Genomic DNA, 14,931 nt, shown 5'->3' on the forward strand with positions numbered 1-14,931 from the left:
CGTTGCTATAGATAATGCAACGCCTATGCCAACTTTATTGTTTAATAGTTTAATCAGCAAAAACAGATAGTTAGGTTTTATTTTTAATGGTAGGAAGTGAAACTGAACCTAAGCCTAGCTTTTACTGTCGCAGTTTGGAGACAGTAAAGCAGGCTTAAATAATTATATGATATATTTCAATGACTTAGTGTGTATGCAATTGGCGACACTTATTTTAAGTAGCTGATTTAATTATATAAATCCATACTTGGTAGCAACGCGATCAAAGTAGTGTAAGCACTGTTTAGCGTATTCTCGCTTCTCGACATAGTTACCCGGGAAAAAGCTTTTCTTAAAACCATAAGCAACCATGTCTTTTAAGCGCTTAATAGGCACATCAAAGTTATCTAAAGCCAGTTGATACTCATTACTGACGGTGGTGTTTGACACTAAACGATTATCGGTACAAATCACTGTCGCCATGCGATTTTCTAGCATATCTTTAAATTTATGCTGTTTAATATCAGTAATCAGTGGGTTGGTTTGCAAGTTACTGGTTAAGCATACTTCTATCGCAATGCGCTTATCAGCAATATAAGACGCTAAGTTACGAATATAAGCTGCTTTATCGGTAATGCTGGGGTCCGAAATCATTTCTGGCATAAACATCGAATAACCATGGCCAATGCGGTCGGCATAGCATTCGGTGATAGCTTCAAACACGCTTTCAGCGCCGTAGGCTTCACCGGCGTGTAAGGTTTTAAGTAAAAAGTGTTGATGAGCATATTCATACACTTCTTTAAACTTACTAGCAGGATAGCCCGATTCTTGCCCGGCTAAATCTAAACCAACGATAGGTATACCCGCTTCGTCACGCAAACGGACACTGGCTCGCACTAACTCCATAGCGGCAAGTTTAATCACATCCATTGGTTCAAAGTCGCGCATTAACTGAAATAAATTGGTGTAATAAGGCGAAAAACCTTTATCGCCAAACATGCGCATGGCGCAGTTAATAATACCGTAAGCAAAGGGTGGCTTATCGCCACCTAATACAGCTTTACTACAATTGTATTCTTGCATGGCCTGCTTTAAACCATCGTTAACCGCATGCATAACCCGATCAAAATTAATACCGTTGGGTAAATCAATTAATAGCTGCGGCGCAAAGCGGACTTCAATATAGTTAACGCCTTCATTTTGATTGTCTATTGCTAGCTCATAGGCGGCTTGTTGCAGGTTTTCCATATCGCGTAATACGGCACAGGTATATTGAAAGCAATGTAAATACTCGCCTAAGTTGGCGTATTTATCTTTAAATACCAATTGCTTCATACCCTCAACCGTATTTGACGGTAGCTTGGTATTGGTTCGTTTTGCCATAGCAATTAAGCTTTCTAAGCGTAAGCTACCATCTAAGTGCAGATGTAAATCTGATTTAGGCATTTCTTTGATAAATTCAGCTGAATAGCGCGCCATAAAAGCTCCGAGACAATAAACAGATGGGGTTAGTTTATCGCACTAGGCTAAATTACAGTAGGCTTAGCAAGTTAAAAGTATGGGTAACTAATGTATAAAGCAGTAAATATTAGCTTATATTTGGTAGTAGCTATAGTTAAATGCTCGGTAGAGGCAGCTTTTGGTGTTAGGAACAAGTGCTTTCAATGTGTACTGAGCAAGGAAAAAAGCCGAAACATCAGGTTTTGGTTTAGGTTAGCGTATGGTAAACGGTAACGACTTGTATGTGCAATTAGGTTTAAGTTATCAACGTATTACTTGGAAGCTACAACCTGCAGATCATACAAAACCTGCAGGTTGTGTGTAATAACTACTAATCAACCATTACTTTAGGTGGTAGCTGCATAAGTGGAGTTAAATTTACTGCAGCAGGAAGATCATTATTTCTGACACTGGTATAACTGTCAATTGGAATCAATTCAACTGTACCATCATTGCTTACTACAACTTCAAACACTAGCCAAGTATTGTTAATGCCGCTGGTTTCATCGTCTTCAGAGGGCGAAAATACATAACTTATACCATTTAATAAAACCTCAACCCGAGTTGGCGATTGATAAATAGTACCTGAGCCAGAATAATGATGAACTGAGTAGATATATCTACCAGGCAAAGGGAATCTTGGGATTGTTAAAATTTCCGGACCGTAACTGCTAGTATCATCTACATCTAGATACATGGTTACACCTTCGACTGTGGATGAGCTACGAGCATAATAGATATGGAAGCGGTCAGTTAAACTGTCAGCTATTGTGGGCCCTTTAAAGTGAGTGTCTAAATCTCTAGGGTTAGCACCCCAAGTTAGGCTTACTATCATCGCACCTTGATCTGTTGTCAGGCAGTTATTTAAATTAACATTTCCTGCAGCCACATTCACTCGCATGGTATTACTTTGACCATCAGCATCACGAATTGATAATAATACTTCACTGTTGGGTCTTACAGCGATGCTGAACTCACCAGTGACATTAGTGTAAGCCACTGAACGACCAATATAGTTAACGCCGTCAGATATCATGCGAACCCCTGCAACAGGTAACTGAGTTTGGTTATCTATTGCGCAACCTGAAATATTAACTGATTCAAATAAATAGTCAGCGTTCCAAGTGGAGAAATGCGTTACTTCGCCAGCATAGTATTTACGGTTTTGGTCATCACTTATTAATTGTGCTTCACCCTCAACATCCCAAATACCCGTTTGTTCATTAAAATGTATTAACGGAATGGTAGCTGGTGGATTTACACCACGGGCAGCAAGTGGAATACGAATTTGAGCCTTAGAACCTTCAGCCAACTGTAGAGGGTTATTATTGGAATCACTAAAAACCGCATTTAAAGCGCCAAAAGATTCAAATACCATTTCCTCGCCACTATCTGGGTCAATGGCTAGATAATATCCAGGCATAATTGCTGGATCTGACGAAGCATCAATATTGGTTATTGCTGCAGTAATCTGACCATTATATATTGCACCTTGACCGTCCACAAAGGCATTTGCAGGTAATGTGATGCGTAATGCTGTATTTGGATCTATGATCTCTTTCGCTTCATTAGCAGCAAATGTCTCTGTAAAATCGACTTTTAACATGCCAATGCTAACGGTCGTATCAGGATTTAGTTCACTAGTGCGAACAACCTCTGAACGAGTTACATAATTATCCGCAGTTGCTCGCAGAGTGATACGGTCGAAATACCCCACACCTTTTACAGAAAAATCACCATTATCATCAGATAATACTGTTTGAATAATAACTGGCTCACTATCTTGGTTTAAGACGAAGACTTCAACTTGTGCGCCATTTAAAGCCACACCAGTGTTATATGCATTTACCCGACCACTAATTTGACCAAAAGTAGAGCAGTTAACTTCTAAGTTGTTAACGTTTTCTGTTATTACAATATTCTGCGGTGTGATTGTGCAATTGTGGCCAATCGCTGGCGGTAAGTTAAAATCTATTTCATTACCATAAACAAAGGTATGCGGTAAGGTAAAGTTGTCATCGCCATTAATTTCAGTGCTATCTGTTTGTGCACCGTAGCTGTATTGTAAGGTTATAGGTCGCTCTAAGCCCGTAGCAGTGCCACTAACGTTATACTGCAAATTAGTACAAGAAATCGCAACGTTATTAATATCGGCATTGGCAAAAGTAATAGTGCTTGCACTAGAAACTTGACAACTCTGGCCATTGGGCTGAGAGGTGATACTTAGATTAACACTTGTACCACTGGTGAATTGACTACCAAGGCTGATATTGCCGCTGTTGTTAATCGTTATATTATTGGTATTAACGGCCAAGACTAATGTGCCATTCAGACCTGAAACGGTACCAGATAATTTATAAAGAGAATCCGGTGTATTATCTTTATCTGAACCACCACATGCTGCCAGTATGGCAACCATTGCAGCAGTTGATAGCCACTTCATTGATATATTCATAAAACATCCATTTAAATTCTAAAGTTTATTAATAAATTATTTTAAGCAGGTATTCTTACCTGCAATAAACATAAAATATGCAGTTCCTTTTATGGGAGCATATTCAAAAGCGAGATGTTATCAGAAAGAATAAATTATTTGAAATATTTAATTTTTAAATAAGAATATTAATATGATTCAAATAAGTAGATGCTAGATAGTTGTTTAAGTGTAAAAAACGAAATAAATAAACAGGGTTATTTGATGATTTGAATATGTAGCTAAAACTGGGAAGTGAAAACAAAAGAGGTGAAAAATAAGATGTTTGTAGAAATGGTGCCCGGGGCCGGACTTGAACCGGCATGCCCTTTCGAGCGAGGGATTTTAAATCCCTTGTGTCTACCGATTTCACCACCCGGGCAGAGTTGCTGCGTATTAATACGCTTGGTCAGACGGCGCACATAGTATTTAACCTTGAACTAAGATGCAAGCGATTTTCTGCATAAGATCACTAAGTTGCTATCAACTGCTTATTTTTTGATAGATTTAGTAAGGGTGCAGCATTAATTGGCTATAAAATAAACACACTGTATAGCAGGGCAAAATTAAGACCATATATTGCTAGCCAATGCTGGACCAGAACATAAAAAGCTTTTGCACTGCAAAATAGGGCTGAACATTAGCGTCGTTTAGTTAGCCAATTTAAAGTCTAACTGGCAAATATCAATTAAACTTTAAAATTTGGCCATCTACACTGTTGCAGTTAAAAAATAACCATGTTATTACTAATGACGTTGCTGCAGCTTGAACCTGCAATTTTAAACACTAGTAAACCTTAAAGAGCCATTATGAATTTTAATCGTCACGTTTCTATTATTAGCCTCCTCGTACTCCTCATTGGTGTGCGGGGCGCTGCTTATTGGTAAAAATGTAACGATACTAATAAACAAAACCCCGTGCCATTGGCCGGGGTTTTTGCTTTTTTATCCCGCCAAAAATGCGCCAACTAACCGATACAAACCGGAACAGGACACATAACATGAGCGGTGATAATAAAATTTGGATTTTTGATACAACCTTACGTGACGGCGAACAAGCGTTGCGTGCCAGCTTGAGTCAAAAGCAGAAAATTCAGTTAGCGCATGCCATAGCGCGTTTAAATGTCGATGTAATGGAAGTAGGTTTTCCGGTGTCTAGCCCCGGCGACTTTAACTCGGTACAACAAATTGCTCGCGAAGTTAAAGGGCCGATAATTTGTGGTTTAGCCCGTGCCGTTAGCGGTGATATAGAAGCCTGTGGCCAAGCATTACAACACGCTGAGCGTCGTCGTATACATACCTTTATTGCTACCTCACCACTGCATTTGCAATATAAATTACGTAAAACCTTAGCTCAAGCTAGCGATCAAGCGGTGGCAGCCATTAAGTTAGCCAGTCGCTATACCGATGATATTGAGTTCTCGTGCGAAGACGCCGGGCGCACCCCAATTGACGACTTATGCTGGATAGTTGAGCGGGCTATTGCTGCCGGCGCCACCACCATTAACATCCCAGATACCGTGGGCTATACCGTGCCCAATGAGTTTTCAGCCATTATTTCGGCGTTAAAAAACCGGGTGCCAAACATGGACAAAGCGCGGTTAAGCGTACACTGCCATAACGATTTGGGCTTAGCGGTTGCTAATAGTGTTAGTGCCATTCAAGCCGGGGCACGGCAAATAGAATGTACCGTAAACGGCATTGGCGAGCGCGCGGGTAACTGTTCGTTAGAAGAAGTGGCGATGATTATTAATACCCGTAAGGATATTTTTATGCCGCTGTATACCGATATTAAAACCACTGAAATATACCGCAGCAGTCACTTAGTTAGCCAAATTTGTAATATGCCTATTCAGCCTAATAAAGCCATAGTGGGCGAAAATGCCTTTGCTCACAGTTCAGGTATTCACCAAGACGGCGTATTAAAAGCGCAAAACACCTATGAAATTATGTCACCTGAGCAAGTGGGTATTCGCCAAAATGAGTTAAATTTAACCTCGCGCTCTGGTCGGCACGTTATCCAGCATCGCTTAGCCGAATTAGGTTACACCAAAGATGATTACGATTTAGATGCGGTATATCAAAGCTTTGTCGCCTTAGCCGATGAAAAGGGCCGAGTGTTTGATTACGACTTAGAAGCCTTAGTGTTTTTTCAAACCTTACAAGAGCAAAACGATTACTACGTTTTAGACTTTTTAAGCTCATCTACGAATACCGGGCAAGTTGCTAGTGCCACGGTTGGCTTAAAATGCGATGGCGTATTAATTACTGAAGCTGCCACCGGCAATGGCCCAGTTGAAGCGGCATTTAATGCCATTACTCGTATTAGCAAGTTACAGATAAAAATGGTCGACTTTAACTTACAAGCCAAAGGCAGTGGTGAGTCTGCTTTAGGTCAGGTGGATATAACAGCAGAACATGAAGGTCGGCGTTTTCATGGTGCCGGTTTAGCCACCGATATTGTTCGCTCGTCAGTTTTAGCCTATATCCATGTGCTGAATATGATCCAGCGCGCACAAACGATTGATGCCCATAAACATAGCCGTAACGGCGCAGAAGCAACTGCAGTAGGTGCAATATGAGTCAGCAGTCAACCAGCTCTTTAACCAATCAATACAACATAGCGGTATTAAGTGGCGACGGTATTGGTCCAGAAGTTATGGCCGAAGCCATTAAAGTGTTAGATGCGGTAGCGAATAAATTTCAGTTTAGCCTTAACTTAACGCCAGCCTTAGTCGGCGGAGCCGCCATAGATGCCAGCGGTGAGCCATTACCAGCAGCCACTATGGCTATCTGCCAGCAAAGCGATGCCATATTATTTGGCTCGGTCGGCGGCCCAAAATGGACCCATTTAGCACCAGATCAGCAACCGGAGCGTGGCTCGTTATTACCACTGCGCAAACATTTCGATTTATTCTCAAATTTACGCCCTGGACAGATTTACCCTGAATTTGCCGACTTATCGCCATTGCATCCTCGGGTGAGTAGCTTAGGCATGGACGTATTGTGCGTGCGCGAATTAACCGGCGGTATTTATTTCGGTGAAAAAGGCCGCGATGGCGATGCAGCTTTTGATACGCAACGTTATAGCAAAGCCGAAATAGAGCGTATTGCCCATGTTGCGTTTAAAGCCGCCTTAACCCGCAGTAAAAAAGTCACCTCTATTGATAAAGCCAACGTATTGCAAACCAGCATTTTATGGCGCGAAACCGTCACTGACATTGCTAAGCACTATCCCGAAGTTGAGCTAGAGCATATGTATATAGACAATGCCGCCATGCAGTTAATTCGCAGCCCACAACAATTTGATGTGTTGTTATGCGACAACTTATTTGGCGATATTTTATCTGACGAAATTGCTGCTATTGCCGGCTCGTTAGGCTTATTACCGTCGGCTAGTTTAAATGGTAATGGCTTTGGTTTATACGAACCAGCAGGTGGCAGCGCGCCTGATATCGCCGGCAAAGGTATTGCTAACCCTATCGCCCAAATTTTAAGTGCGGCTTTAATGCTGCGCTTTAGCTGCAATCAAATCGAGGCGGCACAAGCGATAGAGCAAGCGGTACAACAATGCTTAGCGCAGCATATTGTGACTCGTGATATTGATCCTAAATCTACTTACAGCACCTCTGCTGTGGGCGCAGCGGTTGTTGCCATAATTGATAGCATGGGCGTTGCTGAAACAAATAAAACTACTACAGCTTCGCCCGCTAAACCCGTTAGCGAAAATAAACACATTCAAGGAGCGCACTAACCATGGGCCAAACGTTATATCAAAAAATTTACGCCAGCCATGTGGTAGGTAAGTTAAATCCAAGTACCGACTTATTATATGTCGACCGCCATCTTATTCATGAAGTTACCTCACCTCAGGCATTTTCTGGCTTAAAATTAGCCGATCGCCAGGTACGCCGTGCCGATTTAACCTTTGCCACTATGGACCATAACGTGTCCACACAGCGTCGTAGTATAGATGCGGCGGGTGAAACCTCACGTAAACAATTAGAAGCGTTAGCATTTAACTGCGAAGACAGTAAAATTGCCTTATTAGACTTAACCCATCCCGACCAAGGCATAGTGCATGTTATCGGCCCTGAGCAAGGCTTAACTCAGCCGGGTATGATTATTGTTTGTGGTGACTCGCATACGTCTACCCATGGTGCTTTTGGCGCGTTAGCCTTTGGTATTGGTACTTCGGAAGTCGAGCACGTATTAGCCACCCAAACCTTACCGCAGCAAACGGCAAAAACGTTAAAAATTGAAATAAATGGGCAACTAAGCGCTCATGTTACGGCAAAAGACATCATTATGGCGGTAATAGGCCAGTTAGGAACTGCCGGTGGTAATGGCTTTGTGGCGGAATTTTGCGGTAGCGCCATTCGCGACTTAAGCATGGAAGCCCGCATGACCCTATGCAATATGAGCATAGAAATGGGCGCTAAAGCCGGCTTAATTGCCCCAGATGAGATTACCTTTAATTATTTGCAAGGCAAACCGCATGCGCCCAGCGCCCGGCATTGGCCCGCAGCTGTGCAGTATTGGCAAACCTTATATTCAGACTTAGATGCCACATTTGATAAAAGCGTAGTTATTGATGCCAGCAAAGTGACCCCACAAATTACCTGGGGCACTAACCCTGAGCAAGTAATTGCTGTCGACCAAGTTATACCCGCCCCAAGCAGCTTTACCGATGCCACTAAACGCGATGCTGCCGAGCGCGCGTTAGCCTATATGGGCTTAAATGCCGGCACTAAGTTAACCGACTATGCGGTTGATGTGGTGTTTATTGGTAGCTGCACCAATAGCCGAATTGAAGACTTACGCGCCGCAGCCAGCATAGTGCAAGGTAAAACAGTCGCCGCGGGTGTGCGAGCGTTAGTGGTGCCAGGCTCAGGTATTGTCAAACGCCAAGCCGAGCAGGAAGGCTTAGCCACGATATTCAAAGACGCCGGTTTTGAATGGCGCGAGCCAGGTTGTAGCATGTGCTTAGGCATGAACGATGACCGCGTTGCTGCTGGCGAGCGTTGTGCATCTACTAGTAATCGCAACTTTGAAGGTCGACAAGGCCGTGGTGCCCGCACCCACTTAGTTAGCCCTGCCATGGCTGCCGCTGCCGCTATCGCTGGTAAGTTTGTTAATATCGCCAGCAGTGCGCAAGTAACAGGAGTAACAGCATGAGCCAGATATTTGCCCAAGGGTTAGTGTGTCCATTAGATAAAAACAATGTTGATACCGACCAAATTATTCCTAAACAATTTTTAACCAGCGTTAGCCGTGATGGCTTCGCTGACGCTATGTTTTTCGATTGGCGCTATCTAGCCGACGGTAGCCCAAACCCAGATTTTGTGGTTAATAAACCCGAATACGCTGGCGCATCAGTGCTATTAACCCGCGCTAACTTTGGCTGTGGCTCTAGCCGCGAACACGCCCCATGGGCCATTCAGCAGTTTGGTTTTAATGTCATTATCGCCGAAAGCTTTGCCGATATTTTCTTTAATAACAGCGTTAACAACGCCATGTTATTAATTCAATTAAGCAAAACCAATATCGACTTACTATTTAATCGCTGCCAACAAGAACCGCAACACTGGCAAATAGACTTACAAAGCCAAGAGATTATGGTCGGCAATAATGCGGCAGTAGGTTTTAGTATCGACCCTGATATTAAACAGCGCTTGTTATCAGGCTTAGACTTTATCGGCAGTAGCGAGCAGCTAAATAGCCAAATCACTCAATACGAACAAAACCGTAAAGCTAATCAACCTTGGTTGGGTTAATTCGTTACTTACAGCAACATAAAATCGGCTGGTGTAACGCCAGCTGGTTTAGCGCACTCTCGTTACACTTTTAAAGAGCTAATTGCGACAGAGGGCTTTTTACCGCATTACCACCTTGCTTCAGTACATGAGTATAAATTTGGGTGGTTTTAACATCAGAATGACCAAGCTGTTCTTGCACTGTGCGAATGTCTGCACCGGCTTGCAATAAATGGGTAGCAAAAGAATGACGTAAGGTATGGCAAGTAACATTTTTGTTAATTTGTGCTTGCTTAGCTGCACATTTAATAGCGCGACGCACACAAGTTTCATCTAAATGATGCCGCCGAATAAGCTTAGTGTCAGGGTCTTGGCTTAATTGACCAGACGGAAACAAATACTGCCAACCAATTTCGCGCGGTGCATTCGGATATTTACGAGCTAACGCATGTGGCAGCCAAACGCCAGCATATACAGGGTTTACTAAATCAGCCTGAAAATATTGCAACACATAATGTGTTTGCTGCTTTAAAGTTGTTACCAACTCGGAAGCTAGCGTAACCCTACGGTTTTTATTGCCTTTACCCTGCCATACTAAAACAGACAAATAGTCATAATCTATATCATGCACCCTAAGCCGAACCGCTTCCATCAACCGTAGGCCGCTGCCATACATTAGCTGCGCCAATAATTTATATTTAGGATCAATAACTCTTAGTAAGTTACTCACCTCATATTGAGTAAGCACGATGGGTAATTTGGTCGATATTTGCGATTTATTAAAGTTTAATGTTAATGACAAGGGCTTTTGCAACACATTACGGTACAGAAAACATAACGCATTTAGTGCTGTAGCCTGTGTTCTAGGTGCAACATTGCGTTGGTTAGATAAGTAACTAAGAAACCGTTCAACATCAGCATCTCCTAATTTCGATGGGTGCTGCTTGTCGCAATAAACAATATAAAATTTTATCCAGTATAAATAAGTTTCTACCGTACGCTTGGCATAACGGCGCGCAAACATAAACTCACTTATATACTGTAAAAATGGAGATGGCATAACATTCACCGCACGCTGTTTTAATATACAGTAGTTGGTTAATTATGTGTTATCAAGTTAATAGCAGGTTTAAAACACTCTTTCTCGCCGAGCGTTTCTGCGCAAAGGTGTAAGATGTAGTTGATTTAGTGAAAAATGTTAGTTAATTTAGCAAAATGTAAATTCGTGATAGAAGGGAAGCATAACGGCGTTAAAGCGTGTGTTCCCCATCACATTAAGCTGTTATGTGCAGGGAGGCATCTGTGTTCAACAAAATTGATTATTTTGCTTTTGCATTCTTTGTTTTATCTGCATTATTTCAATCCACTGTACACAGCAAGGAACAGCACATGTCAGGTCCAGCGCAAAACGGTGTTCTTATCTATTCTGGCGATTTGAACAACCTATCAGAGTTTTACGAGAAGCTTTTTGGCATGCGAGTTGTTCGCAAAACCAATGATTTTATTAGCTTAGAAACGAATGGCTTCAACTTGATCATTCATGTGCCACCATTCGATATTCCGACTAAAGCCTTCAGCCCCATTAAGCTTTTCCTCACGGTAGATGATATGGCTATGTCGCGTGAGGAGGCCGTTAAATTAGGTGGTCAAGCATTTGAGGGCGAGTGGAGCAATCCAATATTTAAAGTATCAAACATCGCAGATCGTGATGGTAACCACATTCAACTTCGTCAATTTAATAAATGATAAAAAGTATGTTGTTGGCAGTAGTAATGGTTAAAGCACATAACAATGCGCTGTTGTCGCCGCTATCGCGGCTGGGACTGCCTACGCTGCGCTACTGCAGCCCCAAAGCTTTGCGTTATGTATTTCAAGAATATCCACAACCCAAAGTAAGTATTTAAATATGATTATTACTCTAGCTTAGTAATTGCTTAATGATTAAAGCTGCAGCAAAAAACCTCACTACAGTGAGGCGTAAAATCTATTTTTAGTGTGCTGGCGAGACTAAGCCAGTCTTGTCATTTCATTCAAAGTGAATAAATCAACCGCGCCATCAGTTGCAGCCATATAGTCCTTCAGATGTTGAGCACCCATATGTGTCTGCCAAAGCTCGCGGGACTCCCAATTTTCATAAAACACAAAGTGAGCTGGGTTTTCATTGTCCTGATGCAAATCGTATTGCAGGCAGCCTTTTTCAGCACGGGTGATCTCGACTAGCTTTTCAAGCTCAGCCTTTACCAGATCAATTTTTTCGGCTTTAGCGGTTATATTTGCTACGATAGTTAATTTTGCCATATCCCTTTTCCTTATTGGTTAATTTTAGTTTGATCAAACCCATGTAAAACAATCTTTCCAATTGACTTACCTGACTCCAACTCCCTATGTGCTGCCTTCAAGTTGTCGGCATTAATAATGCCTAGATTTTTACCAACGGTGGTTTGGATATGACCTTGGTCAACCAAGTCCGATACACGATTCAATAATCGACCTTGCTCATCCATATCTGGTGCATTAAACATGGAGCGTGCAAACATAAACTCAATGTGCAACGACTGGCTCTTTAACTTCAGTTTCATCACATCAAGTGGTTTGGAAGGGTCATCAATCATGGTGATCTTGCCAAAGGGTGCCAGTATTTCTGTATATGCCTCGAAGTAAGACTCGGTATTATTCAGGCTAGCAATATGTGTAACCGGCCCAACGCCAAGCGCTTCGATTTGTGGTTGCAGGGGTTGGGTATGATCAACAACATGATGAGCGCCAAGTTTCTTTACCCAAGCTTGTGACCTTTCTCGCGATGCAGTGGCAATAATTGTTGCACCAGTAATTGCTTTAGCCAGTTGCAACAAAATAGAACCAACACCTCCGGCAGCACCAACAACCAGAATCACTTCATTTGATTTTTCTGTCGAATCTGGTGATTGCTGCTGTATCGCTAAATGCTCAAACAGAATTTCCCAGGCCGTGATGGCGGTCAGGGGTAGCGCGGCGGCTTCTGCATCAGAAAGGCTTTTAGGTTTGTGGCCAACAATACGTTCGTCAACCAGCTGATATTCAGCATTGCTGCCTTGGCGATTAAGATCACCGGCATAAAAAACCACGTCACCTGGTTTGAATAAGGCTGCAGCTTCACCTATGGCTACCACTTCGCCTACGGCGTCCCAGCCAATCACTTTGTAGTTTCCATCTTCGGCTGTGACATTCTGGCGTATTTTATAGTCCACCGGATTAACGGCAATCGCTTTTACTTTAACTAGCAAGTCGTGACCTGTGGCAATGGGCTGAGGTAGTTCGATATCGATTAAAGACTCTGGGTTCATAATGGGTAGAGATTTGGTGTAGCCAATAGCTTTCATGGTCGTTCTCCAGTTGCGTAGTTGTTGGGAGGAATAATACGCCTTGATTGCCACTCTTTAAACAGTATAGTATTTGATAATTTCTCAAAAAATATTTGATAATATGCTGTTAGAAGACCTTCAATTAGTGCTAAAAGTGGCTGAGTTTCGCAGCATTACTGCTGCCGCAACGCAATTAGATATGCGTACGGCTACGGCTAGTGCCGCACTTAAACGGGTAGAAAGCGCTTTGGGTGTGGAATTATTTACCCGCACAACTCGGAACCTTCGTCTTTCAAGTGCAGGTGAAAAATACATTCCCCAGTGTGAGCAGGCACTGCTCATGCTGGATCAAGCGAAGCAGAACATGAAGGATGACCTAGATATTGTCGATGGAGAATTGCGCATCGCATTGTCTTCAGACTTGGGGCGCAACTTGGCTATTTCGTGGCTTGATGAGTTTATGGAAACCTACCCGGAGGTGAGCTTAAAGACGAATATCACAGATAGTAATATCGACTTCTATCGTGATTCAGTAGACATCGCTTTACGTTATGGATCGCCCAGTGATGCGAATCTTTATGGGTTTAAGATATGCACTGTGCCTACACTACTTTGTGCGACCCAAGACTATCTTGATACACACGGTACACCTGAACACCCGCATGAATTAGTCACACACAACGGGCTTTTTTATCAGCTTTACGACATTACCCACGATAATTGGACATTCACGCACAGTAGCACGGGAGCAGAATATAAGATCAAGATGAATGGTAATCGCGCCTCTAATGATGGCGACCTTGTAAGGCGTTGGTGCGTAGCAGGTAAAGGCTTGGCGGTTAAATCCTGCCTTGATATGTCCGCTGATTTATTATCAGGAAGGGTTTTCAGCATCATGCCCGAGTTCAAACCTAGGTCTACTGAACTTTGGCTGATTTTTCCAAGCAGACAATCGATCACGCCGGCCGCTCGGCTACTCAGAGATTCTTTCAAAGAGAAGAGTGTAGCCATTTTGAATCAACTGATCGACAAAGGAATTTTAGACAAGAGTGTTCTTGCTTAGAGTTTGAAGATTGTTGATTATGATAAAATATTTGAGCTCAAATCCGTAAGCAGATATCAAGGTTTTCTATATAATATGGTGAAATCAATACATAACAAGGCCATCAATTTGACCGCTTTTCGCTGCGCTTCAAGTGGCAAATTATGGCGGCGTTATATGCTCATGCCTAGTTAGGAGTTTAAAATTAAAACTATCGAATATTTTAAAGATCGCTATGAAGAAGAGCTTGATAGGTTTAAACATTTTGAGACAAAGTGTTCTCAGTTTCTTACGTTCCTGACAGCAATTATTGGTGCGACATTAATTATAACTAGGCTGACACATGAGAATGTATTTGCTTTAAACACACCAATAGAATGGTGTTTGTTTATAAGTTACGTATTAATGATTATTTGCATTGCTTGTTCATGGGGTCATGCACTATTAGCTTTAAAAATTAGCGATAGTCCAGTATTACCAAGATCGAAAGAGGTATCTGATTATTTGTTACAAGTTGATGATGATGCTAGGGAGCAATACATCACAAATTGTTTTATACATACAGTGAAAGAGCTATCGGGCGCAATTGAAGACAAGTCTAAAAACTTAGAGCATTCTTATAATGAATTGGTTTTAAGTGCTTGGTTTTTCTTATTTTTTAATATTATATTAGCAATTATGGAGTTCTCAAAATGAGTGACGATAAAAAGCAGGAAAACAACAACCAGAAAATACCTTCACCACCACAATACGTTGAGTACGTTAAAAAATCTAAAGATCCAACACCAAATCAGCAAAAACGTTAAAGAGCATATAACAAGAGCCAATTAAGCAGGACTAA

At 42.1% G+C, this 14,931-nt stretch carries 12 protein-coding genes and 1 tRNA gene; 7 read left to right on the plus strand and 6 right to left on the minus strand.

The window, feature by feature from the left end; translation table 11 throughout:
- Window positions 1–231: 231 nt before the first annotated feature.
- The 3 genes from BI198_RS02015 to BI198_RS02025 form a co-directional block, all read right to left on the minus strand.
- Complete coding sequence (locus BI198_RS02015) at window positions 232–1,458, minus strand: adenosine deaminase family protein (RefSeq protein ID WP_070048047.1); 1,227 nt, start codon at window positions 1,456–1,458, stop codon at window positions 232–234.
- A gap of 352 nt (window positions 1,459–1,810) precedes the next feature.
- The gene (locus BI198_RS02020) at window positions 1,811–3,934 is read right to left on the minus strand and encodes a YfaP family protein (RefSeq protein WP_070048048.1); all 2,124 of its coding nucleotides are present in this window, start codon (window positions 3,932–3,934) and stop codon (window positions 1,811–1,813) included.
- A gap of 313 nt (window positions 3,935–4,247) precedes the next feature.
- Window positions 4,248–4,334 (minus strand) — tRNA-Leu (locus tag BI198_RS02025).
- Between the two features lie 618 nt (window positions 4,335–4,952).
- Here BI198_RS02025 and leuA point away from each other — a divergent pair.
- From leuA to leuD, 4 genes are read left to right on the plus strand one after another with little or no spacing between them, the layout of a single operon-like run.
- Window positions 4,953–6,533 carry a 2-isopropylmalate synthase gene (gene leuA, locus BI198_RS02030; protein ID WP_070048049.1) on the plus strand — a complete coding sequence of 527 codons (1,581 nt, stop codon included), beginning with the start codon at window positions 4,953–4,955 and terminating at the stop codon, window positions 6,531–6,533.
- The gene (gene leuB, locus BI198_RS02035) at window positions 6,530–7,705 is read left to right on the plus strand and encodes a 3-isopropylmalate dehydrogenase (RefSeq protein ID WP_083256535.1); all 1,176 of its coding nucleotides are present in this window, start codon (window positions 6,530–6,532) and stop codon (window positions 7,703–7,705) included. Before leuA ends, leuB begins: the two co-directional genes overlap by 4 nt.
- A gap of 2 nt (window positions 7,706–7,707) precedes the next feature.
- The gene (leuC, locus tag BI198_RS02040; protein WP_070048050.1) at window positions 7,708–9,129 is read left to right on the plus strand and encodes a 3-isopropylmalate dehydratase large subunit; all 1,422 of its coding nucleotides are present in this window, start codon (window positions 7,708–7,710) and stop codon (window positions 9,127–9,129) included.
- The gene (gene leuD / locus BI198_RS02045) at window positions 9,126–9,728 is read left to right on the plus strand and encodes a 3-isopropylmalate dehydratase small subunit (protein WP_070048051.1); all 603 of its coding nucleotides are present in this window, start codon (window positions 9,126–9,128) and stop codon (window positions 9,726–9,728) included. Before leuC ends, leuD begins: the two co-directional genes overlap by 4 nt.
- 70 nt (window positions 9,729–9,798) lie before the next feature.
- Here the strand turns inward: leuD and BI198_RS02050 are convergent, their stop codons facing one another.
- On the minus strand, window positions 9,799–10,767 hold the full coding sequence (locus BI198_RS02050) for an integron integrase (RefSeq protein WP_070048052.1): 969 nt from the start codon (window positions 10,765–10,767) through the stop codon (window positions 9,799–9,801).
- A 242-nt stretch (window positions 10,768–11,009) separates the two neighbouring features.
- On the opposite strand from BI198_RS02050, the gene BI198_RS02055 reads away from it, so the two are divergent.
- Window positions 11,010–11,453, plus strand: coding sequence for a VOC family protein (locus BI198_RS02055; protein WP_141728824.1), 444 nt, complete (start codon window positions 11,010–11,012; stop codon window positions 11,451–11,453).
- Between the two features lie 261 nt (window positions 11,454–11,714).
- Here BI198_RS02055 and BI198_RS02060 read toward each other — a convergent pair whose 3' ends face one another.
- Together BI198_RS02060 and BI198_RS02065 are read right to left on the minus strand one after the other, a co-directional pair.
- Window positions 11,715–12,005: a putative quinol monooxygenase gene (locus tag BI198_RS02060; RefSeq protein ID WP_070048054.1), complete on the minus strand. Its 291-nt coding sequence runs from the start codon at window positions 12,003–12,005 to the stop codon at window positions 11,715–11,717.
- Between the two features lie 11 nt (window positions 12,006–12,016).
- On the minus strand, window positions 12,017–13,066 hold the full coding sequence (locus BI198_RS02065) for a zinc-binding alcohol dehydrogenase family protein (RefSeq protein ID WP_070048055.1): 1,050 nt from the start codon (window positions 13,064–13,066) through the stop codon (window positions 12,017–12,019).
- 73 nt (window positions 13,067–13,139) lie between these two features.
- Here BI198_RS02065 and BI198_RS02070 point away from each other — a divergent pair, with 73 nt between their 5' ends.
- Entirely contained in the window at window positions 13,140–14,111 is a 972-nt protein-coding gene (locus BI198_RS02070) for a LysR family transcriptional regulator (protein ID WP_201243379.1), read from the plus strand.
- 384 nt (window positions 14,112–14,495) lie between these two features.
- The gene (locus BI198_RS02075) at window positions 14,496–14,786 is read left to right on the plus strand and encodes a hypothetical protein (RefSeq protein ID WP_070048056.1); all 291 of its coding nucleotides are present in this window, start codon (window positions 14,496–14,498) and stop codon (window positions 14,784–14,786) included.
- Window positions 14,787–14,931 lie beyond the last annotated feature (145 nt).

The sequence above is a fragment of the Rheinheimera salexigens genome (assembly GCF_001752395.1).
Classification (GTDB): Bacteria; Pseudomonadota; Gammaproteobacteria; order Enterobacterales; family Alteromonadaceae; genus Alishewanella; species Alishewanella salexigens.

What these genes read in the sequence shown, in the direction of transcription:
- BI198_RS02015 (WP_070048047.1), bottom strand. Translation starts at nt 1,458, where the DNA reads ATGGCGCGCTATTCAGCTGAATTTATCAAAGAAATGCCTAAATCAGAT.
- BI198_RS02020 (WP_070048048.1), bottom strand. Translation starts at nt 3,934, where the DNA reads ATGAATATATCAATGAAGTGGCTATCAACTGCTGCAATGGTTGCCATA.
- leuA (WP_070048049.1), top strand. Translation starts at nt 4,953, where the DNA reads ATGAGCGGTGATAATAAAATTTGGATTTTTGATACAACCTTACGTGAC.
- leuB (WP_083256535.1), top strand. Translation starts at nt 6,530, where the DNA reads ATGAGTCAGCAGTCAACCAGCTCTTTAACCAATCAATACAACATAGCG.
- leuC (WP_070048050.1), top strand. Translation starts at nt 7,708, where the DNA reads ATGGGCCAAACGTTATATCAAAAAATTTACGCCAGCCATGTGGTAGGT.
- leuD (WP_070048051.1), top strand. Translation starts at nt 9,126, where the DNA reads ATGAGCCAGATATTTGCCCAAGGGTTAGTGTGTCCATTAGATAAAAAC.
- BI198_RS02050 (WP_070048052.1), bottom strand. Translation starts at nt 10,767, where the DNA reads ATGCCATCTCCATTTTTACAGTATATAAGTGAGTTTATGTTTGCGCGC.
- BI198_RS02060 (WP_070048054.1), bottom strand. Translation starts at nt 12,005, where the DNA reads ATGGCAAAATTAACTATCGTAGCAAATATAACCGCTAAAGCCGAAAAA.
- BI198_RS02065 (WP_070048055.1), bottom strand. Translation starts at nt 13,066, where the DNA reads ATGAAAGCTATTGGCTACACCAAATCTCTACCCATTATGAACCCAGAG.
- BI198_RS02075 (WP_070048056.1), top strand. Translation starts at nt 14,496, where the DNA reads ATGATTATTTGCATTGCTTGTTCATGGGGTCATGCACTATTAGCTTTA.